The organism is Vibrio sp. CB1-5 (assembly GCF_059412285.1).
The window spans coordinates 1-22,262 of record NZ_JBJHPB010000009.1; the positions used below are offsets into that span (position 1 = coordinate 1).

Annotated in this window: 18 protein-coding genes and 9 tRNA genes; 22 read left to right on the plus strand and 5 right to left on the minus strand. The window is 46.6% G+C overall.

Annotated elements, in window-relative coordinates:
- Nucleotides 1–414 precede the first annotated feature (414 nt).
- From ACJB0T_RS08625 to ACJB0T_RS08650, 6 genes are all read left to right on the plus strand, one after another.
- Nucleotides 415–2,037, plus strand: coding sequence for a methyl-accepting chemotaxis protein (locus ACJB0T_RS08625; protein WP_479288673.1), 1,623 nt, complete (start codon nucleotides 415–417; stop codon nucleotides 2,035–2,037).
- A 231-nt stretch (nucleotides 2,038–2,268) separates the two neighbouring features.
- A tRNA-Phe gene (locus ACJB0T_RS08630) sits at nucleotides 2,269–2,344 on the plus strand.
- Between the two features lie 57 nt (nucleotides 2,345–2,401).
- Nucleotides 2,402–2,477 (plus strand) — tRNA-Thr (locus tag ACJB0T_RS08635).
- Nucleotides 2,478–2,496: 19 nt separating this feature from the next.
- Nucleotides 2,497–2,572 (plus strand) — tRNA-Asn (locus ACJB0T_RS08640).
- A 32-nt stretch (nucleotides 2,573–2,604) separates the two neighbouring features.
- Nucleotides 2,605–2,680: transfer RNA gene (locus ACJB0T_RS08645), tRNA-Thr, on the plus strand.
- 19 nt (nucleotides 2,681–2,699) lie between these two features.
- A tRNA-Asn gene (locus tag ACJB0T_RS08650) sits at nucleotides 2,700–2,775 on the plus strand.
- A 56-nt stretch (nucleotides 2,776–2,831) separates the two neighbouring features.
- Here the strand turns inward: ACJB0T_RS08650 and ACJB0T_RS08655 are convergent.
- Nucleotides 2,832–3,941, minus strand: a complete 1,110-nt coding sequence (locus tag ACJB0T_RS08655; RefSeq protein WP_479288674.1) for a PilT/PilU family type 4a pilus ATPase — start codon at nucleotides 3,939–3,941, stop codon at nucleotides 2,832–2,834.
- A 9-nt stretch (nucleotides 3,942–3,950) separates the two neighbouring features.
- Nucleotides 3,951–4,991, minus strand: a complete 1,041-nt coding sequence (locus ACJB0T_RS08660; RefSeq protein ID WP_479288675.1) for a type IV pilus twitching motility protein PilT — start codon at nucleotides 4,989–4,991, stop codon at nucleotides 3,951–3,953.
- 25 nt (nucleotides 4,992–5,016) lie between these two features.
- Between ACJB0T_RS08660 and ACJB0T_RS08665 the strand changes: the two genes are divergently transcribed.
- The 8 genes from ACJB0T_RS08665 (at nucleotide 5,017) to ACJB0T_RS08700 (ending at nucleotide 11,683) form a co-directional block, all read left to right on the plus strand.
- Complete coding sequence (locus tag ACJB0T_RS08665) at nucleotides 5,017–5,727, plus strand: YggS family pyridoxal phosphate-dependent enzyme (RefSeq protein ID WP_479288676.1); 711 nt, start codon at nucleotides 5,017–5,019, stop codon at nucleotides 5,725–5,727.
- A gap of 38 nt (nucleotides 5,728–5,765) precedes the next feature.
- Nucleotides 5,766–6,584 carry a pyrroline-5-carboxylate reductase gene (proC, locus tag ACJB0T_RS08670; RefSeq protein ID WP_479288677.1) on the plus strand — a complete coding sequence of 273 codons (819 nt, stop codon included), beginning with the start codon at nucleotides 5,766–5,768 and terminating at the stop codon, nucleotides 6,582–6,584.
- A 31-nt stretch (nucleotides 6,585–6,615) separates the two neighbouring features.
- A complete protein-coding gene (locus ACJB0T_RS08675) occupies nucleotides 6,616–7,173 on the plus strand; it encodes a YggT family protein (protein ID WP_479288678.1) in 558 nt (185 codons plus the stop codon).
- Nucleotides 7,173–7,460 carry a DUF167 family protein YggU gene (yggU, locus tag ACJB0T_RS08680; RefSeq protein ID WP_479288679.1) on the plus strand — a complete coding sequence of 96 codons (288 nt, stop codon included), beginning with the start codon at nucleotides 7,173–7,175 and terminating at the stop codon, nucleotides 7,458–7,460. The genes ACJB0T_RS08675 and yggU overlap by 1 nt, the downstream gene beginning before the upstream one ends.
- A gap of 24 nt (nucleotides 7,461–7,484) precedes the next feature.
- Complete coding sequence (locus ACJB0T_RS08685; RefSeq protein WP_042501032.1) at nucleotides 7,485–7,916, plus strand: DUF4426 domain-containing protein; 432 nt, start codon at nucleotides 7,485–7,487, stop codon at nucleotides 7,914–7,916.
- Nucleotides 7,917–7,931: 15 nt separating this feature from the next.
- Nucleotides 7,932–8,534 carry an XTP/dITP diphosphatase gene (locus ACJB0T_RS08690; RefSeq protein WP_479288680.1) on the plus strand — a complete coding sequence of 201 codons (603 nt, stop codon included), beginning with the start codon at nucleotides 7,932–7,934 and terminating at the stop codon, nucleotides 8,532–8,534.
- 3 nt (nucleotides 8,535–8,537) lie between these two features.
- The gene (gene hemW / locus ACJB0T_RS08695) at nucleotides 8,538–9,707 is read left to right on the plus strand and encodes a radical SAM family heme chaperone HemW (protein WP_479288681.1); all 1,170 of its coding nucleotides are present in this window, start codon (nucleotides 8,538–8,540) and stop codon (nucleotides 9,705–9,707) included.
- Between the two features lie 116 nt (nucleotides 9,708–9,823).
- Entirely contained in the window at nucleotides 9,824–11,683 is a 1,860-nt protein-coding gene (locus tag ACJB0T_RS08700; RefSeq protein ID WP_479288682.1) for an LTA synthase family protein, read from the plus strand.
- Between the two features lie 94 nt (nucleotides 11,684–11,777).
- Here the strand turns inward: ACJB0T_RS08700 and glsB are convergent, their stop codons facing one another.
- A complete protein-coding gene (gene glsB, locus ACJB0T_RS08705) occupies nucleotides 11,778–12,698 on the minus strand; it encodes a glutaminase B (protein ID WP_479288683.1) in 921 nt (306 codons plus the stop codon).
- Nucleotides 12,699–12,777: 79 nt separating this feature from the next.
- Complete coding sequence (gene trmB / locus ACJB0T_RS08710; protein WP_479288684.1) at nucleotides 12,778–13,497, minus strand: tRNA (guanosine(46)-N7)-methyltransferase TrmB; 720 nt, start codon at nucleotides 13,495–13,497, stop codon at nucleotides 12,778–12,780.
- 153 nt (nucleotides 13,498–13,650) lie between these two features.
- Here trmB and mutY point away from each other — a divergent pair, with 153 nt between their 5' ends.
- The 7 genes from mutY (at nucleotide 13,651) to ACJB0T_RS08745 (ending at nucleotide 16,721) form a co-directional block, all read left to right on the plus strand.
- Entirely contained in the window at nucleotides 13,651–14,697 is a 1,047-nt protein-coding gene (mutY, locus tag ACJB0T_RS08715) for an A/G-specific adenine glycosylase (protein ID WP_479288685.1), read from the plus strand.
- Nucleotides 14,698–14,711: 14 nt separating this feature from the next.
- Nucleotides 14,712–14,984, plus strand: a complete 273-nt coding sequence (locus tag ACJB0T_RS08720; protein ID WP_112459442.1) for an oxidative damage protection protein — start codon at nucleotides 14,712–14,714, stop codon at nucleotides 14,982–14,984.
- Between the two features lie 56 nt (nucleotides 14,985–15,040).
- Nucleotides 15,041–16,177 (plus strand): membrane-bound lytic murein transglycosylase MltC, encoded by a 1,137-nt coding sequence (gene mltC / locus ACJB0T_RS08725; protein WP_479288686.1) that lies wholly within the window; start codon nucleotides 15,041–15,043, stop codon nucleotides 16,175–16,177.
- A gap of 125 nt (nucleotides 16,178–16,302) precedes the next feature.
- Nucleotides 16,303–16,378: transfer RNA gene (locus tag ACJB0T_RS08730), tRNA-Phe, on the plus strand.
- A 56-nt stretch (nucleotides 16,379–16,434) separates the two neighbouring features.
- Nucleotides 16,435–16,510 (plus strand) — tRNA-Thr (locus tag ACJB0T_RS08735).
- Between the two features lie 7 nt (nucleotides 16,511–16,517).
- Nucleotides 16,518–16,593 (plus strand) — tRNA-Phe (locus tag ACJB0T_RS08740).
- 52 nt (nucleotides 16,594–16,645) lie between these two features.
- A tRNA-Asn gene (locus tag ACJB0T_RS08745) sits at nucleotides 16,646–16,721 on the plus strand.
- Between the two features lie 116 nt (nucleotides 16,722–16,837).
- Here ACJB0T_RS08745 and ACJB0T_RS08750 read toward each other — a convergent pair.
- Nucleotides 16,838–18,160, minus strand: coding sequence for a cation:proton antiporter (locus ACJB0T_RS08750; RefSeq protein ID WP_479288687.1), 1,323 nt, complete (start codon nucleotides 18,158–18,160; stop codon nucleotides 16,838–16,840).
- A gap of 289 nt (nucleotides 18,161–18,449) precedes the next feature.
- On the opposite strand from ACJB0T_RS08750, the gene metH reads away from it, so the two are divergent.
- A complete protein-coding gene (gene metH, locus ACJB0T_RS08755) occupies nucleotides 18,450–22,172 on the plus strand; it encodes a methionine synthase (RefSeq protein WP_479288688.1) in 3,723 nt (1,240 codons plus the stop codon).
- Nucleotides 22,173–22,262 lie beyond the last annotated feature (90 nt).

Below are 22,262 nucleotides of genomic sequence, written 5' to 3' on the forward strand. Positions count from 1 at the left end.
CGCGGGTTCGAGTCCCGTCCACTCCGCCACTTATTAGAGAACCCGATGCGAAAGCATCGGGTTTTTTGCTATCTGAGATATACTACGCTGACTACGCTCGATTCTAGCCAACCATTTAACTAGCCCTCACATGACTTTGAAATATAGGCTAGGTGATAGAATAACTTTTATTCTTTCTTCATGTCATACCATAGCCACATCTCCCGTTCGTTGTACGATTCAGCTCTTTCAACGCGTTACTCTGCATTCTTCGGTACCGACCATTTGACTCAGATCTTTAAGAAGATACTTAATTTATTTCGCAAATTTAATCACCATCATAGTTTTCGATATCGTCGCTTTTAATGATAACGTTGTCATGTATTCTTCATTACAATGCAACATTTCGTACGTTATCAGTATCTGAGCAGAAAAATGAAGTTAAAAAATCAGACATATTTATTATCTCTAATTATCCTTGTTGCCGTAGTCGCTGTTGCGATATCAGGCCTTTGGTCACTACGAGTCGCTAGCGACAGTGACAATAAATCTCGAGTGACCGAGATTTTCACGAGTACTTATTCAACGATCGCGGAACTAGAAAAGTTGGCAATAGAAGGTACGCTCTCCGAACCAGAGGCTAAAGCAATTGCTACACGTATACTTAGGAACAATGTCTATAAGGACAATGAGTATGTGTATGTTGCCGATGATCAGATGATTTTTATTGCAGCACCATTGGATCCTCAACTTCACGGTACAAGCTTCCACGATTTCAAAGACAGTAGTGGTCGTAGCGTCGCTGATATTATTCTGAGTAAGCTGGGCAATACGACAGGCTCTCTCATTGAGTATCATTGGTCTCAAGCGCTCCCAGATGGCTCAGTAGAGGACAAGTTGTCTATTGCTGAACGAACTCCTCATTGGAACTGGGTTGTAGGTACTGGGATTGGTTTTAATGAAGTTAATGAACGTTTCTGGTCCACTGCTAAGTGGCAACTGTCATTCTGTTTGATCATTATCGTCGCTATAGTCGGTCTTCTGCTAACTTCCTTAAATAGAATGACTTCTATCCTGGGTGGCGAGCCTTCTGATGTGCTTAAAGCCGTCCGCGACGTTGCTGATGGCAAGCTAAAGACAAACTTTGAGCACAAAGCAATAGAAGGCAGTATTTATCATTCAGTGCAGACCATGAACCTCTCACTTGCTTCATTGCTGTCTAGCATCGAGAAGGTAACCGCTTCTATTATGTCACAGCTCTCAGACGCTGATTCTCGCTCTTCGGTTATCGCGTCGCTAACATCTACTCAGCAGCAAAGCACAGAGATGATCGCTACGGCCATGACGGAGATGGCATCCTCTGCTTCTCATGTAGCTCAATCGGCCACTGATGCGGCGCGGAGTACGGATGAAGCAGATAAACAGAGCCAACAAGTGAGTCAGCTTATTCTCGCGACAGTATCGAACATTGAAGGCCTGGCTACACAGTTGGAGGGTGCTAGCACCGCGGTATCTGAACTCGACAGCGATGTTCACAATATCGCGCGCGTTCTCGATGTTATTGGTGATATTGCAGAGCAGACCAACCTTCTCGCATTGAATGCAGCCATTGAAGCGGCACGTGCAGGCGAACAAGGAAGAGGTTTTGCAGTAGTTGCTGATGAAGTGCGTAACCTAGCAGGTCGCACTCAACAAAGTACCAAAGAGATCCAAGAGATGATCGGTAACTTACAATCTGGCTCTCAAAACGCGATTCAAAGTATTCTACTTTGTGCTGAAACGAGCCAGGCAACGGTTTCTGAGTCTCAAACTGCCTCTCGCGCACTTCAAGAAGTCGTAGTGAGCCTTGAAGCCATTACCGAGAAAAGCCAACAGATCGCGACAGCGGCCGCTGAGCAAACAGAAGTGAGTGATGATATCTCCCAACGCATCAATATGATTGAGCACAGTGGTAGCGAATTAAGAGGTGTTGTCGACGAAACTAAGCGCGCAACCCAAACATTAAACCAGCTTTCTGAAGATCTAAGTGCGAAAGTCGCTCGTTTTGAAGTGACTTAACACAAAATACGGTTGGCTGTAGGCGTTAAAATTGATACTTTTTTGGTGCTTGGGAACTGTCTCAAGTCCAGTAATAACGTGGTCTACAATTGTCTGATCCACTGCTAGGGCTTGTTTTTGAGCACCAAACGAATAAAAATAGAACGCTAAGTATATAAAAGCAACAAACGATATTTTTTTTGCAATTTAGTGTTGACCTAAAGGCCGAAAAACCGTTTAATACACCTCGTCGCCCGGATAGCTCAGTCGGTAGAGCAGAGGATTGAAAATCCTCGTGTCGGTGGTTCGATTCCGCCTCCGGGCACCACAATTTAGGTTGTTGGTGCTAAGACAATTAGTACGAGCAATAACAAAATAAAGTGTCGCCGACTTAGCTCAGTAGGTAGAGCAACTGACTTGTAATCAGTAGGTCACCAGTTCGATTCCGGTAGTCGGCACCATTTATTTACGTAAAGTAATTCCCCCTTAGTTCAGTTGGTAGAACGGCGGACTGTTAATCCGTATGTCGCAGGTTCGAGTCCCGCAGGGGGAGCCACTTTTAAAAGTAAGCGCAAGCTTGCTTTAAGTGCCGACTTAGCTCAGTAGGTAGAGCAACTGACTTGTAATCAGTAGGTCACCAGTTCGATTCCGGTAGTCGGCACCACTTTATTGCGAAAAGCAATTCCCCCTTAGTTCAGTTGGTAGAACGGCGGACTGTTAATCCGTATGTCGCAGGTTCGAGTCCCGCAGGGGGAGCCACTTTAAAAAAGACCGCATCGAAAGATGCGGTCTTTTTGCATTTAATATCCCCAAACTCAACTCATATCTATCTTAATACCACTCAATCTGCTCTGTTGTTTAGACTCGCTCTCTTGAAGCTTTAGCATCAGTCTTAAGTCGTTTGGTGAATCTGCACTATGCATAGCATCGCTTTGATTGATTTTATTCTCCAGAACAAGGTCATATAGGGCTTGGTCGAAGGTTTGCATTCCGACTTCCTTGCTTTTACTCATCGCTGTTTTGATTTCGTGGAGATCTCCCTTGCGTATGAGCTCTGCCACTCTAGGACTGTTCAGTAAAACTTCAAAGACCCCGTGTCTACCGCGACCGTTTTTGTCACGTATGAGTTGCTGGGCAACAATGCCCCTTAAGTTGGTCGAGAGATCAAACAGAAACTGCTCTTTGCGCTCTTTGGGTACGAGATGAAGTATTCTTTCTAATGCTTGGTTGGCGTTATTGGCATGCAAAGTCGCCATACAAAGGTGGCCTGTTTCGGCGAATGCCATCGCATATTCCATGGTCGCACGGGTACGAATTTCACCGATAAGGATCATGTCGGGAGCTTGTCTAAGCGAGTTTTTTAAGGCAACGTCGTAGCTTTCTGTATCTAACCCCACCTCTCTTTGAGTAACAATGCATTTTTGATGTTCATGCACAAACTCAATCGGATCTTCCACCGTTAAGATATGCCCACTTCGATTGCGGTTGCGATACCCCGTCATCGCTGCCATCGTGGTTGATTTTCCAGATCCGGTTGCGCCAACTACAAGCACTAGCCCACGTTTGGCGATTGCTAAGTCTTGCAGAACGTCCGGTAGTGCTAGCTCTTCAAAGCTAGGTATTTGGGTTTCGATGCGGCGTATTACCGCGGCAGGGAGTTCTCGCTGAAAAAAGGCACTGACGCGAAAGCGGCCAATCGCTTTTACGATCGCGAAGTTTGCCTCTTTAGTCGCTAGATAATCTTGCCGAAGGTTGCTATCCATAACAGCGTTTAATAACTCGAGAATCTCCTGCTTGGTAAGTGTTTCTCCCTTAGACTTTAGCTCGCCATCGACGCGATATAGAACAGGTGCTCCCACCGTCAGGTAGAGATCCGAGGCTTTCAGCTCTAGCATGTGATTTAGAACGTCATCAATGATTAACATGTTGCCTCCTTACTGGAACAGGTTGTCATTTTGAACCACTTTCTTACTGACCTCTTCGATATCAATTAGGCCTTGAGAAAGAAGCAGCCTTGCGTGCTGTTCCATGGTTTGCATTCCATTCGCGGCACCAGTCTGGATAACCGAAAACATTTGAGCCACCTTGTCTTCTCTGATGAGGTTACGTATCGCTGGGGTACCAACCATGATTTCATGACACGCAACTCGGCCACCCCCCAGGCGCTTAAGGAGTGTTTGTGCAATGACGGCGCGCAATGACTCAGAGAGCATAGAGCGAACCATGTCTTTATCTTGGCCAGCAAACACATCCACAATCCTATCTACAGACTTCGCCGCAGAGTTAGTGTGCATAGTGGCAAACACTAAATGCCCAGTTTCAGCCGCCGTTAACGCAAGGCTAATGGTTTCTTGGTCGCGAAGCTCACCGACAAGGATAATATCTGGGTCCTCCCTCAGTGCAGAGCGAAGCGCGGATTTAAAGCTATGAGTATCCCGGTGTACTTCACGTTGATTAACCAGGCATTTCTTATTGCAGTGAATAAACTCGATCGGATCTTCAATGGTCAAGATGTGCTTGTTTTGATGCTCATTGATGTGATTGACCATGGCCGCTAGCGTGGTGGATTTACCAGAGCCGGTTGGCCCTGTTACCAGTACTAGCCCATTCTCGAGGTTGGCAAGCTCGGCGAACTTACTTGGTGCACCAATGCTGTCGAGTGTCGGTATCTCGGTAGGGATGGTTCGAAACACGGCTGAGCAGCCGCGTGATTGATTAAACGCATTGGCGCGAAAGCGGCCGATATTGGGAAGTTCAAACGAAAAGTCGACTTCTAAATTCTCTTGGTATTCGTTGCGCTGCTTGTCATTCATGATGTCAAAGATGAGTTTATGTACTTCTGAATGCTCTAATGCCGGGATACCCAGTTTTCTCACGTCTCCATCGATACGCACCATGGGGGAAACCCCAGCAGAAAGGTGTAGATCTGATGCATTATGCTTTACACTGAAGTCTAGTAACTCGGTGATATCCATTCATTTTCCTTTTGACTTTAAATCTATGACTAGCATTCAGAACAATATACAACTTATTAACTCGCAAATTGCGGCAACAGAGCAAAAGTGCGGGAGAGTGCAAGGTGAGGTGCAACTGCTCGCGGTAAGCAAAACCAAGCCTGTGGCAGCGATTCTAGAAGCCTGCGACGCTGGGCATCGCATGTTTGGTGAAAACTATGTGCAAGAGGGCGTTGCTAAAGTCGCGCTATTCAGAGAGCAGTATTCAGATCTGGATATCGAGTGGCACTTTATTGGCCCTATTCAATCGAATAAGACTCGACCAGTGGCTGAGCACTTTGATTGGGTGCACACCATCAATAGAGATAAAATTGCGCAGCGTCTCAACGATCAAAGACCGGCAGATATGCCCCCGCTTCAGGTGCTGATTCAGGTAAATACCAGTGGTGAAGCGAGTAAGTCTGGTGTAGATGATGAGCAGGTGTTTGAACTTGCCCAGTTGATATCTGAACTTCCCAACCTCACGTTAAGGGGAGTGATGTCCATCCCTGAAAACGTCGGTGACTATCAATCTCAGCTTGTTGCTTTCAATGCTCTAGCAAAAGTGAAAGATACACTGGCAAAGCGCTATCCGCAGGTTGATACACTATCGATGGGAATGAGCGGAGATATGCAAGCGGCGATTGAAGCGGGCAGTACCATTGTACGTATCGGCACTGCAATATTCGGCGCAAGAGATTACAGTAACAAAGCTTAGGCAGCACCTAGCTTAGCTTTCATTTTAGGATTAGTTTCATGGAACAAAGAAAAGTCGCCTTTATCGGAGCGGGCAACATGACGCGCTCGATAGTTGCAGGTCTAGTTGCTAGTGGATACGAGCCAAGTCAAATCATTGCCACCAACCGCAGTGAAGCGAAACTCACGGCATTGCAACAAGACTATGGCGTACAGGTAACCACTGACAATGTTGCTGCGGTGCAGCAAGCTGATGTTGTCGTTATGGCAGTAAAACCGCAATTAATGGAAGAGGTAGCAAAACCGCTTCAAGCTATTGATTTTAGTAGTAAGCTGGTTATCTCGATTGCTGCAGGAATCAACGTTGCAAGAATGCAACAGATGTTCGCGTGTGATTTAAACCTTATTCGCGTGATGCCAAACACACCATCACTGGTTGGCAAAGGCATGAGTGGTCTTTTGGCTTCTTCATTGACGCCAAAAATCGATAAACAGTTTGCGGGTGACCTAATGCAAGCTGTTGGCGAGGTGTGCTGGGTTGAGCAAGAGTCAGGTATCAATGATGTGATTGCAGCAGCTGGCAGTGCACCTGCTTACTTTTTCTTGTTTATGGAAGCGATTCAGCAGCAAGCAATAGCCAGTGGTTTTGATAAGGAAACCGCGCGCTTGTTGGTTCAGCAAACGGCGTTAGGCGCTGCAACTATGGTAACGGCCAACCCAGACACCGATCTTGCGACACTGCGTCAGCAAGTGACATCAAAAGGTGGAACGACTGCAGAAGCGGTACGCACCTTTGAAGAAAGTGATATTCGTGGCATTGTAGCCAAAGCGATGCAGGCGGCAGTGGCGCGTGCAGAAGAAATGGAAAAACTGTTCTAATCCCACTAATGATTATTCGTAAGGGCTTTATATGAATTCAATGAGTTTTTTAGTTTCGACCGTGTTTGATCTTTACATCATGGTCGTTCTTTTACGTATTTGGCTGCAGGCTGCGCGAGCGGATTTCTATAATCCGTTCTCTCAGTTTATCGTCAAGGCAACGCAACCAGTGGTCGCGCCACTGCGTCGTGTTATTCCATCGATCGGCAGTCTCGATATGGCGACGTTGCTGTTTGCCTACCTGCTTAGTGTCGGTAAATTTATTGCGCTAGTGATGGTCTCTTCTGGTGGCGGTATTAGCCTAGATGCGGGCTTCTTTATTTGGGGAGCGCTGTCACTACTTAAAGCAGCTGGCGGACTACTATTCTGGGTACTGCTACTTCGAGCTATTCTCAGCTGGGTCAGCCAAGGTCGTAGCCCAATTGAGTATGTGTTCCATCAACTGACTGAGCCAATGCTTGCGCCAATTCGCCGTATTATCCCTGCTATGGGCGGGTTTGATTTGAGCGTGTTGGTGCTGTTTATCGTGCTGCAATTTGCCAATATGCTTATGGGCGATATTATCGGTCCAATCTGGTTCCGACTATAATGTCAGCCGCTACTTTGGTGGTGGATGACCTAGTTTTGCGTATTTACGTACAACCTAAGGCAAGCCGAGATAAGTTGGTAGGAGAACATGGTGATGAGTTTAAAGTTGCTATAACTGCCCCTCCCATCGATGGCAAAGCCAATGCCCACTTAAGTAAATACTTGGCCAAGCTATTTAAAGTGGCGAAAAGCCAAGTGCTGATAGAAAAAGGCGAGCTCGGTCGCCACAAACAAGTCAGGATAATTGCGCCTACGCAAATACCTCAGGAATTCCAAGCCCTCTTATGAGGGCTTTTTACAAGGAGATAACAGATGAAAAAGTCGTTGTTATTCATCTTTGCTGTACTCATGAGCAGCGCTGCAGCCGCAGGCCAGTTTAAAACTATAAAAGATGCAGAAGTGCATTATGTTGTCTTTAACTCGACGTTTATGACGCCAAAGATTGCTCGCAGTTATGGCTTAAAACGCAACGAGCATATCGCAACCGTTAATGTGAGTGTGCTTGATCGTGCTAGCGCGGGTAAACCTGCGATGGAAGTAGGTATCAAAGGGGTTGCCAAGAACCTTATCGGTCAAATGAAAACGCTAGAGTTTAAGCAAATTAAAGAGGGAGATGCGGTATACTACCTCGCTCAATTTCCGATCGTGAACGAAGAAATGTACCAGTTTACGATTGATATCGATGCGGGAAACAAAGGCCGTGGCCCGGTTTCTTTTAGTCAAAAGCTTTATGTTGAACCTTAACCCCGAGACACTCTCATGAACAAAAAAATCGTCCTAGCAACCGGTAACCAAGGGAAAGTCCAAGAGATGGCAGACCTGCTGTTAGACTTTGGCTTTGAGGTTCACTCTCAAAGTGAGTTTAACGTTTCTGAAGTCGCTGAGACCGGAACGACGTTTATTGAAAACGCCATCATCAAAGCCAGACACGCCGCAAAAGAAACAGGTTTTGCTGCCATTGCTGATGACTCTGGTTTAGAGATTGATTACCTGAAAGGTGCCCCTGGCATTTACTCTGCTCGCTATTATGGTGAAGGCGCGACGGATAAGCTTAACTTAGAGAAAGTACTTACTGAAATGCAAGGCGTACCAGAAGAGCAAAGAACGGCGCGTTTTCACTGCGTACTGGTATTGATGCGTCATGAGAACGATCCAACGCCACTGGTTTGTCATGGTAAGTGGGAAGGCCGAATATTAACGGAAGCATCCGGTGAAAATGGCTTCGGCTACGACCCTATCTTCTTTGTCCCTGAGGAAGGTTGTGCTTCTGCAGAGTTAGAGCCTGTGCGTAAAAAGCAGCTCTCTCACCGTGGTAAAGCGCTCAACGAGCTTTTCACAACGATCAAGGCTCAAGGTCTATAAACGATGTCGACTCTTTCTGCCATCACTCCACCGCCTCTTAGCTTGTACATTCATATCCCATGGTGTGTGCAAAAGTGTCCTTACTGTGACTTTAACTCCCACGCTCAAAAGGGAGAGATACCTCAGCGGGCATATATCACTGCGCTTCTAGAAGATCTGGATGCTGATATCGCTCGTTATCAACTTGCCGACGATGAGCGTTCACTGCACTCGATCTTCATTGGTGGTGGTACGCCAAGCTTAATTGCTCCTGAGTTGATTGAGGAGCTGTTGGATGGTGTAAGGCAGCGAATCCCATTTCGTGATGATATTGAAATCACCATGGAAGCCAATCCAGGTACTATCGAAGCGGCAAGGTTCCAACGCTATCAAACTGGCGGTGTGACTCGTATTTCAATTGGTGTTCAGAGCTTCCAGCAACAAAAGCTTGAACGTTTGGGGCGTATTCATGGAGAGAGTGAAGCTGTTAATGCTGCCAAACTGGCGCATACTATAGGTCTGAACAGCTTTAACTTAGATCTGATGCACGGCCTTCCAGAGCAGTCCGTAACGGATGCGCTTAGTGATCTGCAGCAAGCCATTGATCTTGCGCCACCGCATCTTTCTTGGTATCAGCTAACCATTGAACCGAACACCTTGTTCTACTCAAAGCCGCCGACCTTGCCAGATGATGACGATCTCTGGGATATCTATGAGCAAGGCCATAAGATACTTGAAGAGGCTGGTTACCAGCAGTATGAAGTCTCCGGCTACAGTAAGCCAGGCTACCAATGTCAGCATAATCTGAATTATTGGCGATTTGGTGACTACCTCGGAATTGGTTGCGGTGCACACGGCAAGTTGAGTTTTTCAGATGGTCGTATCGTGCGAACCACCAAAGTTAAGCACCCTAGAGGCTATCTCAATATGCTTAAGCCCTACCTAGATTCTGAGATTGAAGTCGAAGCCAATGATAGGCCGTTTGAGTTCTTTATCAACCGCTTACGCCTTTTGGAGGCTTGCCCTAAAGCTGAGTTTACCGAGCGTACTGGACTAAGCATGAGTGTAATTGAAGCTCCAATGACGCACTGTATTCAACATGGCTACATTGATGATCTTGGAGATAGCTGGATAGTGACCGAAAAAGGCAAGCTGTTCCTCAACGACGTATTAGAGCAATTTGAACTGGAATGATGACCAATCATTACCGTAACTTACTTCTGCTTAAGTAACAGTTTGACTACAATTCGCGCCCAGGAAGACTTTTTACTGTAAGGATGCAGTAACCTGTTGAAATTACTGGGCGCAATATGATCCTTTCTTTAGTAAAAATTGTCGTGATGCTGGCACTGTTGTCAGTTATTTCTAAAGTTACTTTTCTTGGTTGGTATGAAATCAACTATTCCGACACATCATGGTTAGAATTTCTGAAAGCCGTTGTATGGGGCGTGCAATTCGACCTGACGGTCTCTATGTTGCTGACAGGCTTAAGCTTACTTTTGCTTACTCCAATGGCCTACTTTAAGCGCTTCTATCAAGGTTTGTTTCACATCTGGCTATTTGCTTGTGGTGCGTGGATCATTTTTTCGACCATGGGCGATACGATTTACCTCAGCCAAGCAAACCGTCATGTAACCGTTGATTTGCACTTAGGCAAGGGAATGGAGCTTGAGCTTTTATCAACCGTCGTCACTCAGTTCTCAGGTCTTATTGTTGCCGCGGTAGCCATGTTAGTGGCTTTTACTGCGCTGCTACGGAAATTTCCTCAAAAGATCATTTTTAGCCGACGTTGGTACCAATCTACGTCGATTGCACTGGTCTTTGTTTTTGCTGTGGTTACAACGGTACGTGGCGGTTACAGTGATAAGCCACAAACCCCAATGTACGCCTATAAAATTGGCGATGTTAACCATGCTCGTATTGCCTGGAATGCACCTTATGCGATTACTTACTACTCGCTAATAGGTGAAGATAAGTCTGGTCATCGCTGGACGCCAGAGCAAAGTAACCAGCAAATGGCCACACTCAAAACGAAAGTAAATCCTAAGCCGAAAACGAGAGTAAATCGACTCAAGCAACATGACGTCGTACTAGTTCTATTAGAAAGTTGGACTGCCTACGATATGCAAAGCTATGGCTCTGATGTCAATGCCACCCCGAACTTTGATGCATTGCGTGATAAATCGTTATCGACAGAGGCGTTTTATTCCAACGGTTTTCGAACCGTAGAAGGTGTTTTTGCTACCATGTGCTCGCAGCCTAATCCGGTTGGCGGAAGTGTGGCTGGAACCCGTCTAGAGAGCATGCCGTACCGCTGTTTGCCGCAATTACTAAAAGAGCGCGGCTGGGAAACGTCCTTTGTTCAAGGCAGTGGTCACGGCATGGTCGGTGCATTCGCTCAATCGCTAGGATTTAGCGATTCCTACGGTAAGTTTGACTACCCCCATAAAGGGCAAGATCAAAACTATTGGGGCTATATGGATGATGGTATTTATGATTTCGCGTTAGATAAGTTGGCGAGCGCCAGTGATGCGCCGCAATTTGTTGCGATCAACACAGGTACTACGCACGATAGCTATCTGCCGAATGAGTCTGACTATGTGTTTGGTGATGAAACAGATGAACAAACGCGCCGTAGCGTATTGCACCATGCTGATCAGTCGTTGGGGCGTTTTGTTGAGCGTTTGAAAGCGCAAACTAAGCGACCAACGCTCTTGGTGCTGGTGGCTGATCATACTATGGTGGGGGCAAAAAACGATCTCAGACATGTTTCTATTCCATTTTTGATCCATGGTATCAATATGGATATTCCGACAGGCACCTTACCGTTTGCAGCTTCTCACAAAGATGTCGCGCCAACGGTGGTCGATCTGTTAGGAGGGCAAGTCGGTTGGTTCTCAGGACAAAGTCTCTTGGCGAAAAACTACAAAGAAGGGGCGGATTTTTCCGTGAATAACCAGTTCTACTGGTTAGCTAACAACAAGATGGTTCGAATTAACGCAGAAACTGGCCAAAAAGAGGCGTGCTATCGTGTAGGTCGCGATAGCATCAGTTTGAAGTCATTTGACTGTAGTGAGTCGAAACGCACCAAAGCCATGTATGAAAATGGCCTTAATTACCTGCTTTATAGTCAGCAGCACTTGTTTGATGGCAGTACAGCGCGCTACTAGTGCCGGGTTGCTAGATGTCTCGTCCTAATACGTTGAAATAAAAACGAAGCTGGTGGAAACCAGCTTCTTTTGTTTTAAACCATTGGAAATGGAATCAGAAAATTGAGCGACCGATTCGCTCAGAAAGCATTTCTAAAGCGCGAGTGCCGGCGAGTGAGTTACCGGATTTATCCAGTTCAGGTGACCATACGGCTATGGTCATCTCCCCAGGCACAATCGCGATGATCCCGCCGCCAACACCCGACTTGCCCGGCATGCCGACTCGATAGGCAAATTCGCCCGCGCCATCATACAGCCCACAAGTCGCCAGCAGTGCATTGAGCTGCTTGGTTTGTGTTGGTGTGATGATCTGCTTATTGGTGTTGACCGACTGACCTTGGTTAGCAAGATAGCTAAAGGTCTTAGCAAGGTCGACACAGCTCATTTTAAGCGCGCAAGCGTGAAAGTAGTTATTCAACACAGGGATAACATCATTATTGAAGTTACCGAATGAGCGCATCAGGTAGGCGATAGCGGCATTACGATCGCTGTGCATCATCTCAGACGCAGCAACAATCTTGTCGTAGACAATATGACTATCTCCGGACAACACTCGCACAAACTCCAGCAGACGCTGCCTAGGGGCTGACAGGCGGCTTTGTAGTAAGTCAGCAACCACAATGGCGCCAGCGTTGATAAACGGGTTGCGAGGAATTCCTTGCTCCATTTCAAGCTGGATCAGTGAGTTAAATGCCTGTCCTGATGGCTCTTTACCTACACGTTGCCAGATTTCCTCTGGTTTATAGAGCATCATGGCAAGCGTTAAAGTCAGGGCTTTGGAAATCGACTGAATAGAGAAGCTTTCTTCTGCATCACCCGCCGTGATGACTTCACCTTCATTAGTGTAAACCGCAATACCCAATTTGTTGTTGGGCACATTGGCGAGCGCAGGGATGTAATCGGCAACTTTACCTTGCCCAATTAGCGGTTTTACTTCGCTTAGGATGGTAGAAAGGATCTGTTTTGTTGGTTTCATGGTTATTGTTCTCCCAACATTAGCGCTAAAAAAAGCCAACGTTGGGTTGGCTTTTCATTAATAAACTTTCGCGTTTTGCTTACGCAGTGCGACGGTACTTGATATCCCAAACACCGTGACCTAAACGGTGACCACGAGCTTCAAATTTCGTCAGTGGACGCTCTTCAGGACGTGGTACGAAATCACCATCGGTAGCAATGTTTTCAAAGCCAGGTGCTTCGTTCATCACTTCAACCATATGCTCGGCATAGTTTTCCCAGTCTGTTGCCATATGGAAAATACCAGATTCAGGGATCAGTTTAGTTCTTACCATTTCTGCAAAGTCTAGCTGAACAATACGGCGCTTGTGGTGACGCTTCTTGTGCCATGGGTCTGGGAAGAATAGCTGCATTGTGCTTAGGCTGTTCTCTGGAATCATGTTGGCAAACACTTCAACTGCATCGTGGCACATTACGCGTAGGTTCGTAACACCTGCATCACGCGCAGAAGATAGACAAGCGCCAACACCTGGGCTGTGCACTTCAATACCGATGAAGTTTTTCTCTGGAGCATTCTTTGCCATCTCTACCAAAGACGCACCCATGCCAAAACCAACTTCCAGTACAACAGGGTTGTTGTTGCCAAATACCTGTTCCCAGTCGAGTAGTGACTCTTGGTAATCAATACCCATCGTTGGCCAGCACGCTTCCATCGCCGCCTCTTGGCCTTTTGTTAGACGTCCTTCGCGACGAACAAAACTGCGAACTTTGCGAATCAGTTTGCCATCTTCAGTGTATTCGTTAGTAGTCACTTCACTCATTGGTTTAGCCTGTTCATTCAATAATCAGAGCGGGAATTATCCAAAGAATTTGCCATCAAGCAAGTATTATCGGATCAGAAATTCACGCGGTTTTACTTCTGTTACTAAGTGTGGTGCAATTTCTGGCAAATTATAAGAGAGAAGAGAAACATTGTGACGCCTTTTGCACGCTCAATATTAGACTGGTACGACAAATTTGGCCGTAAGCAGTTGCCGTGGCAGCAAGACAAAACCGCTTATAAAGTTTGGCTGTCTGAGATCATGCTGCAACAAACCCAAGTCGCGACAGTCATCCCATACTACGAGCGATTTCTAGAACATTTCCCAACGGTCGAATCTTTGGCTAACGCGCCGCAAGATGAGGTGCTGCACCTTTGGACTGGGCTTGGCTATTACGCGAGAGCTCGTAACCTACATAAAGCCGCCAAAGTGGTTGTGGAGCAATATGGTGGGGAGTTTCCATTAACCTTAGAAGAGATGAATGCGCTGCCAGGCGTTGGCCGCTCAACCGCCGCCGCAGTGCTTTCTTCGGTTCATAAACTTCCACATGCAATTCTAGATGGCAACGTAAAGCGAACGCTGGCTCGCAGTTTTGCCATAGACGGTTGGCCTGGTCAGAAGAAGGTAGAAAATCAATTATGGGAAATTGCTGAGCAGCATACGCCAGGTATCGATACAGATAAGTACAACCAAGCTATGATGGATATGGGAGCCATGGTGTGTACGCGCAGTAAGCCGAAATGCACGCTATGCCCAATCGAGTCACTTTGTGTAGCGAATAAGCAGGGTAACCCGCTTGAGTATCCCGGTAAAAAGCCTAAAAAACAGAAGCCAGAGAAGGAAACCTGGTTTGTGATTGTTAAGTATAACCAAGAGCTTTGGCTTGCTCAGCGCCCGCAGACGGGGATTTGGGGAGGGCTGTTTTGTTTTCCTGAAAGCCCAACAGCGGATATTGAGCCAGTACTCGAGGGGTTAGGCATTCGTGAAGCCATGGTAGCCTCAAAAGACGTTGAGATAGCGTTTAGACATACCTTTAGTCATTATCACTTGGATATCACCCCAATCGTCGTGACGCTGAACCAGCTTCCGACAATGATGATGGAAGAGTCTAAAGGTCTTTGGTATAACATTACCCAACCAGAAAAGGTGGGGCTGGCTGCACCAGTGAAGCAGCTGATTGACACCTTACAACGATATTAATTGAGGATAACATTATGAGCCGTATGGTTTTTTGTGCTCGTCTACAGAAAGATGCTGAAGGCCTAGACTTTCAACTGTACCCAGGTGAATTGGGTAAACGTATCTTCGATAACATTTCTAAACAGGCTTGGGCAGAGTGGCAATCTAAGCAGACGATGCTGATCAATGAAAAGAAGCTGAATATGATGGATCCTGAACATCGTAAACTGCTTGAAGCTGAGATGGTGAGCTTTCTGTTTGAAGGCAAAGATGTCGTTATCGACGGCTATACACCGCCATCTGAGTAATTGACAAAGGAATGAAGCAAGCACCACCTTACAGGTGGTGTTTTTAAATGGTATCTATGAAGAAGCTAATCTATTTTTTAACGCCGTTACTTTTGCTCGGTTGTAGTCGTGAGTTCATCGAAAAAATCTACGATGTGAACTACGAACCAACCAACCGCTTTGCTAAGAACTTGGCACAACTGCCTGGTCAGTATGTCAAAGATGTTGCCGCGCTCGATGCGCTCATCAGTAGCTTTAATGGCAACATCGAGAAGCGATGGGGGAGCCGTGAAATTAAAGTCGCGGGCAAGAGCAACTACGTTAAATACATAGACAACTACTTGAGCCGCGCTGAGGTTAACTTTAGCAAGGGTTTGATCACCATAGAGACCGTTTCCCCAACGGAACCAGAAAAGCACCTTAAAACGGCGATTGTGACTACGTTGCTTACGCCAGACGATCCGTCTAGCGTTGACTTATTCTCATCAAAGGGCATCACACTGGAAGGTCAGCCGTTTTTGTACAATCAGGTTGTTGACCAAGAGAAAAAACCTATTCAATGGACATGGCGCGCGAGTCGTTTTGCTGACTACCTGATTGCCAACAAGCTAAAAACCAAGAATGTGGATTACAAGAAGGCCTACTACGTTGAGATCCCTATGGTGGCGGATCACTTCAAGCAGCGCAGCTATCAGTATTCGGATATCGTTCGTCGTGCTTCTCAGCGTTACGACATTCCTGAAGACCTGATATACGCGATCATCAAGACTGAGAGTAGTTTCAATCCGTATGCGGTGAGCTGGGCGAATGCCTATGGCTTGATGCAGGTGGTACCGAAGACGGCAGGGCGAGATGTATTTAAGCTTGTGAAGAATAAGCCAGGGCAGCCAACACCAGAGTACCTGTTCAATCCAGAGCAGAACATTGATACCGGTACCGCGTACTTCTATATCTTGAAAAATCGTTACCTTCGCGCTGTACGTCATCCGCTTTCGTTGGAATACAGCATGATCTCCGCATACAACGGTGGTACTGGTGGCGTGCTAAACACTTTCCATCGGACAGATAGAAAGCGAGCGATGAATGATCTTAATTCACTGCAGCCAAATCAGGTGTATTGGGCACTGACGAAGAAACACCCAAATGCAGAAGCTCGTCGCTATTTGGAGAAAGTAACTAAATTCAAAAAAGATTTTAATGCTGGAAAAGGCTAATTTTGCCAAATTTGCCTAAAACAAATACGATTCGCTGAAAAATGCAGCGCTTGAACGCTTTTTTAAAGTTTTTTTCAAAAAAGCGTTGACGGGAGGACCGAAAATCCGTTTAATAGCGCCCCGTTGCCCGGATAGCTCAGTCGGTAGAGCAGAGGATTGAAAATCCTCGTGTCGGTGGTTCGATTCCGCCTCCGGGCACCACAATTTAGATTGTTGGTGCTGTTAACAGAAGCACGAGCAATAACAAATAAAGTGTCGCCGACTTAGCTCAGTAGGTAGAGCAACTGACTTGTAATCAGTAGGTCACCAGTTCGATTCCGGTAGTCGGCACCATTTATTTGCCTCGATAGCTCAGTTGGTAGAGCAGCGGATTGAAAATCCGCGTGTCGGTGGTTCGACTCCGCCTCGAGGCACCATTATTTGGTGTTAAGCTGATAATGGTCTCACGACCTAGCTTGCACAAATAATTCCCCCTTAGTTCAGTTGGTAGAACGGCGGACTGTTAATCCGTATGTCGCAGGTTCGAGTCCCGCAGGGGGAGCCACTTTAAGAAAAAGGCCGTATCGAAAGATACGGCTTTTTTCGTTTCTACGGCACCTGATTTCAAAGTCATAAAAAAGCCCCGCAAGTTATGCGAGGCTATTTTTAGTCAACTTGCTGCTAATCCTGCTGAGCTTTGATTTCGCCTTCAGGCTGCGCTTCTTTTTGCATCTCTTTCTCAGCTAATTTGGCCTTCTCAATCATAGGAGTGATGGTTGAGCCTTGGATCAGGATAGAGAACACCACCACGGAGTAGGTCATGACCATGATGATCTCTTTCACGTCGATCAGCTTATCTTCGATTACCCATATACCGGATGGGATAGACAGTGCCATCGCAATTGCGAGACCACCACGTAAGCCACCCCACGTTAAAATACGCACTGACCAAGGGTTATAGCGGCGATAGCGCTTAAAGCCCACGTAGGCCAGCGCCACACTCAAATAACGCGCACAAAGCACCATCGGTACCGAGACGGCCATCATAATCCAGTCTTCTTGGTGGAATTGGAATAGCAGCATCGACATACCGATGAGTAGGAACAGCACGCCATTTAAGAATTCGTCCACAAGTTCCCAGAAGTGGTCGAGGTGCTCCTCTGACTGTTTTGAGAATCCGATGTAGCGTGTCCAGTTACCGATCATAATACCCGACACCACCATTGAAAGTGGTCCAGAGACATGCAGGAACTCAGCAAAGGCGTAGCCTGCGGTTGGAATACCAATAGTCAGTAGCAGCTCCATTGAATGATCGTCTGTGGAGCTGATGAGGTAATGGAATACTAAGCCGAGTACAAAACCATAAACAATGCCGCCAATGGCCTCTTGAAGGAACAGAGCCGTTACGCTGCCAAGTGTGGGTGCTTTACTGCCAAAGGCAATGGTAAATAGGGTGACAAAGATAACAAGACCAAAACCGTCGTTGAATAGCGACTCTCCCTCGACTTGAGTTGAAACCCGTTGAGGAGCATTGAGTTTTTTAACAATAGCAAGAACGGCGATGGGGTCGGTAGGGGAGATCAGTGCGCCAAACAGTAAGCAGTAGATAAGATCAAACTGAATGCCAATCAGTAAACAGACACCATACAGCACAAAGCCAATAAAGAAGGTGGAAAATAGCGTCGCACCTAAGGCGAGAACGGTGATCTCCCATTTTTGATCTTTAAGGTGGGGCAGTTTGATGCCTAAACCGCCGGCAAACAATAGAAAGCCAAGGATCCCTTGAAGTAGGAAATCTTCAAAATCGATATCAGCAACGGTCTCGGTTGCCAGTTCAGTTAAGTGGAACCAATCGTTTTGACCTGCAACTAAGATGAGTAGTGATAGCATCATAGCACCGGCAGTAATCGCGATGGTGGTTTGCATTTTACCTATCTTGCTGTTTATTAGGGCTATTAACATAGCTGCTGCGGACAGAAAGCATAAAGTCTGATAGACGGACATCACTTCACCTAAGAGTGTAAAAAAATGTTAATGGGATTTTGTTCTTCTTCCTCGCGAATATCAATCACTGTTTGTGAAATCATTTGTCAATTTTATAGTTTAGAGCGACTCAGGTGATGTCGGTGTTTTTTATTCGCTCCGTGGACTTACTAGACCATGAACAACTTGTTTCTGCTTTAAGAGTCCGATAGTTTGAGGGGATAACAAGTCAGTAAAGATTTTTTAGACGTCTAGATTTCTAAAAAATCTATGATACGATGACAGCATTAGCAAGGAATGAGGCAGTATCGTGGGAAGCAGTAAGTACGTTGAAAGCAGCTATGCTCAAGGCAAGAAAGCTCAAGACAAGAAATCGCAGATAGAAAATCAGCTCAAGCAGCGTATTCTTTTGATCGATGGTGGTATGGGCACCATGATCCAAGGATACAAGCTTGAAGAAGAGGACTATCGCGGCGAGCGTTTTGCAGATTGGCAGTGTGATCTTAAAGGCAACAATGATCTTTTAGTGTTAACTCAGCCAGATCTTATTAAAGAGATCCATAGCGCTTACCTAGAAGCGGGTGCGGATATTCTTGAAACCAATACTTTCAACGCCACTACGATTGCCATGGCTGACTATGAGATGGAATCGCTAAGTGAGGAAATCAACTACGAAGCGGCTAGGCTTGCCAGAATTGCTGCTGATGAGTGGACGGCAAAAACGCCAGAACGTCCTCGTTACGTAGCCGGTGTGCTTGGTCCAACAAACCGTACCTGCTCAATCTCTCCTGATGTAAATGATCCCGGCTACCGTAATGTAAGCTTTGATGAGCTGGTGGAAGCGTACTCAGAGTCCACTCGCGCGCTGATTCGTGGCGGCAGTGACCTAATCCTTATTGAAACCATCTTCGATACCCTAAATGCAAAAGCCTGTTCATTTGCGGTTGAATCCGTATTTGAAGAGCTAGGTATCGAGCTTCCGGTCATGATCTCAGGCACCATCACCGATGCCTCTGGTCGTACTCTGTCAGGACAAACCACCGAAGCTTTCTACAACGCACTACGCCATGTGAAGCCACTTTCTTTCGGTCTCAACTGTGCACTTGGTCCAGATGAGCTAAGGCAATATGTTGAAGAGATGTCTCGCATCTCCGAAGGTTTTGTTTCGGCTCACCCGAATGCAGGCCTGCCGAATGCCTTTGGTGAATACGATCTTTCACCAGAAGACATGGCTGAACATATTGGTGAGTGGGCACGAAGCGGTTTCCTAAACCTAGTGGGTGGCTGTTGTGGTACCACGCCAGAGCATATTCGTCAGATGGCAAACGCCGTAGAAGGGGTGACGCCTCGTCCACTTCCAGAGCTGATTACCGCTTGTCGACTTTCCGGTTTAGAACCGCTAACTATTGAAAAAGAATCCCTATTCATCAACGTTGGTGAGCGTACCAACGTGACAGGTTCTGCTCGCTTTAAGCGTCTTATCAAAGAAGAACTGTATGACGAAGCATTAGAGGTGGCTCGTCAGCAAGTTGAAAATGGCGCGCAGATCATCGATATCAACATGGATGAGGGCATGCTGGATGCCGAAGCCTGTATGGTTCGATTCCTAAATCTTTGTGCCTCTGAGCCTGAGATTTCTAAAGTGCCTATCATGGTTGACTCTTCTAAGTGGGAAGTCATCGAGGCGGGTCTTAAGTGTATCCAAGGCAAAGGCATTGTTAACTCCATTTCGCTAAAAGAAGGCAAAGAGAAGTTTGTCGAGCAAGCGAAGCTGATCCGCCGCTATGGTGCAGCCGTTATCGTGATGGCGTTTGATGAAGTGGGTCAGGCAGAAACTCGCGAGCGTAAATTAGAGATTTGTAGCAAGGCTTATCGCATTCTTGTGGATGAAGTAGGCTTCCCACCAGAGGATATTATCTTTGACCCGAATATCTTCGCGGTAGCGACAGGTATTGAAGAGCACAACAACTACGCAGTCGACTTTATCGAGGCCGTTGCTGATATCAAACGTGACCTGCCACATGCGATGATCTCTGGTGGCGTATCAAATGTTTCGTTCTCGTTCCGTGGCAACAACTATGTACGTGAAGCGATTCATGCCGTGTTCCTTTACCACTGTTTCAAGAATGGTATGGACATGGGTATCGTTAATGCCGGTCAGCTCGAGATCTACGACAACGTTCCAGACAAACTGCGTGAAGCGGTAGAAGATGTAGTTCTCAACCGTCGTGATGATGGTACCGAGCGACTACTTGATATTGCCGCTGAATACGCTAACAAAGGCGTTGGTAAAGAAGATGATGCCAGTGCGCTAGAGTGGCGTACATGGCCAGTAGAGAAGCGTCTAGAGCACGCTCTCGTGAAAGGCATCACTGAGTTCATTGTTGAAGATACCGAAGAAGCGCGCGTCAATGCCTCAAAACCTCTCGAGGTAATTGAAGGCCCGTTAATGGATGGTATGAACGTGGTCGGTGACCTATTTGGTGAAGGTAAGATGTTCCTTCCTCAGGTAGTAAAATCGGCTCGTGTTATGAAGCAGGCCGTGGCGCATCTAGAGCCTTATATCAACGCTTCCAAACAAGCAGGTTCGAGCAACGGCAAGATCCTTCTCGCGACCGTTAAAGGCGATGTTCACGATATCGGTAAGAATATCGTTGGCGTGGTTTTGCAGTGTAACAACTACGAGATCATCGACCTTGGCGTCATGGTGCCTTGTGAAAAGATCCTCAAAGTCGCCAAAGAAGAAAACGTCGACATTATTGGCCTGTCAGGTCTCATTACTCCATCGCTTGATGAAATGGTTCATGTCGCCAAAGAGATGGAGCGTCAAGGCTTCGACCTACCGCTACTGATTGGCGGCGCGACGACATCAAAAGCACATACTGCGGTTAAGATTGAGCAGAACTACAGCGAGCCTGTGGTTTATGTAAATAACGCATCACGCGCGGTAGGTGTATGTACTTCGCTACTTTCTAACGAGTTAAAACCAGCGTTTGTTGAGAAGCTAGATATCGATTACGAGCGCGTTCGTGACCAGCACAATCGTAAAAAGCCACGCACTAAGCCTGTCACATTGGAAAAAGCGCGTGAAAACAAGGTTGATATCGATTGGCAGAGCTACACACCACCAAAACCGGCTAAACCGGGTGTACACGTGTTTGAAGACTTCGATGTCGCTACACTGCGCAATTACATTGACTGGACACCATTCTTTATGACTTGGTCGCTGGTGGGCAAATACCCAGCCATTCTAGAACATGAAGAAGTAGGAGAAGAGGCCAAGCGCTTGTACAAAGATGCCAACGACCTACTTGATCGCGTTGAACGAGAAGGGCTGCTAAAAGCTGCGGGCATGTGTGCACTGTTCCCGGCAGCCTCTGTGGGTGACGATATCGAAGTCTACACAGATGAGACGCGCAGTGAAGTTCGTACCGTACTTCATAATCTTCGTCAGCAGACTGAGAAGCCAAAAGGCTTTAACTACTGTCTATCGGACTACATTGCGCCGAAAGAGAGTGGCAAGCAAGATTGGATTGGCGCCTTTGCGGTAACCGGCGGTATTGGCGAGCGTGAACTTGCTGATGAATACAAGGCGCAAGGTGATGACTACAATGCCATCATGATCCAAGCGGTAGCTGACCGATTAGCCGAAGCTTTTGCTGAGCACCTGCACGAGAAAGTTCGTAAAGAAATCTGGGGCTACTCTGCGGATGAAGCGCTGTCAAATGACGACCTTATTCGCGAGAAATATCAAGGCATTCGCCCAGCACCGGGTTACCCAGCGTGCCCAGAGCACACAGAAAAAGGCTCGCTATGGGAAATGCTGAATGTAGAAGAAACCATTGGCATGTCGCTAACCACAAGTTATGCAATGTGGCCGGGTGCTTCGGTATCGGGTTGGTACTTCTCACACCCTGATTCTCGCTACTTTGCGATTGCTCAAATTCAGCAAGACCAAGTAGATAGTTACGCAGACCGTAAAGGTTGGAGTTTGGAAGAAGCTGAGAAATGGCTTGGTCCTAACATCAACTAGTCTCGATATCCTAATTATCTACAAGTAAATTAAAGCAAAACGGCACCTTTCGGTGCCGTTTGTTTATGTGTTCATAGCCGTATTGAGTTT

Bases quoted from the DNA above. Each gene is read 5' to 3' on its own strand.
- ACJB0T_RS08625 (WP_479288673.1), top strand. From the start codon at position 415: ATGAAGTTAAAAAATCAGACATATTTATTATCTCTAATTATCCTTGTT.
- ACJB0T_RS08655 (WP_479288674.1), bottom strand. From the start codon at position 3,941: ATGTTAATCATTGATGACGTTCTAAATCACATGCTAGAGCTGAAAGCC.
- ACJB0T_RS08660 (WP_479288675.1), bottom strand. From the start codon at position 4,991: ATGGATATCACCGAGTTACTAGACTTCAGTGTAAAGCATAATGCATCA.
- ACJB0T_RS08665 (WP_479288676.1), top strand. From the start codon at position 5,017: ATGACTAGCATTCAGAACAATATACAACTTATTAACTCGCAAATTGCG.
- proC (WP_479288677.1), top strand. From the start codon at position 5,766: ATGGAACAAAGAAAAGTCGCCTTTATCGGAGCGGGCAACATGACGCGC.
- ACJB0T_RS08675 (WP_479288678.1), top strand. From the start codon at position 6,616: ATGAATTCAATGAGTTTTTTAGTTTCGACCGTGTTTGATCTTTACATC.
- yggU (WP_479288679.1), top strand. From the start codon at position 7,173: ATGTCAGCCGCTACTTTGGTGGTGGATGACCTAGTTTTGCGTATTTAC.
- ACJB0T_RS08685 (WP_042501032.1), top strand. From the start codon at position 7,485: ATGAAAAAGTCGTTGTTATTCATCTTTGCTGTACTCATGAGCAGCGCT.
- ACJB0T_RS08690 (WP_479288680.1), top strand. From the start codon at position 7,932: ATGAACAAAAAAATCGTCCTAGCAACCGGTAACCAAGGGAAAGTCCAA.
- hemW (WP_479288681.1), top strand. From the start codon at position 8,538: ATGTCGACTCTTTCTGCCATCACTCCACCGCCTCTTAGCTTGTACATT.
- ACJB0T_RS08700 (WP_479288682.1), top strand. From the start codon at position 9,824: ATGATCCTTTCTTTAGTAAAAATTGTCGTGATGCTGGCACTGTTGTCA.
- glsB (WP_479288683.1), bottom strand. From the start codon at position 12,698: ATGAAACCAACAAAACAGATCCTTTCTACCATCCTAAGCGAAGTAAAA.
- trmB (WP_479288684.1), bottom strand. From the start codon at position 13,497: ATGAGTGAAGTGACTACTAACGAATACACTGAAGATGGCAAACTGATT.
- ACJB0T_RS08720 (WP_112459442.1), top strand. From the start codon at position 14,712: ATGAGCCGTATGGTTTTTTGTGCTCGTCTACAGAAAGATGCTGAAGGC.
- mltC (WP_479288686.1), top strand. From the start codon at position 15,041: ATGAAGAAGCTAATCTATTTTTTAACGCCGTTACTTTTGCTCGGTTGT.
- ACJB0T_RS08750 (WP_479288687.1), bottom strand. From the start codon at position 18,160: ATGTCCGTCTATCAGACTTTATGCTTTCTGTCCGCAGCAGCTATGTTA.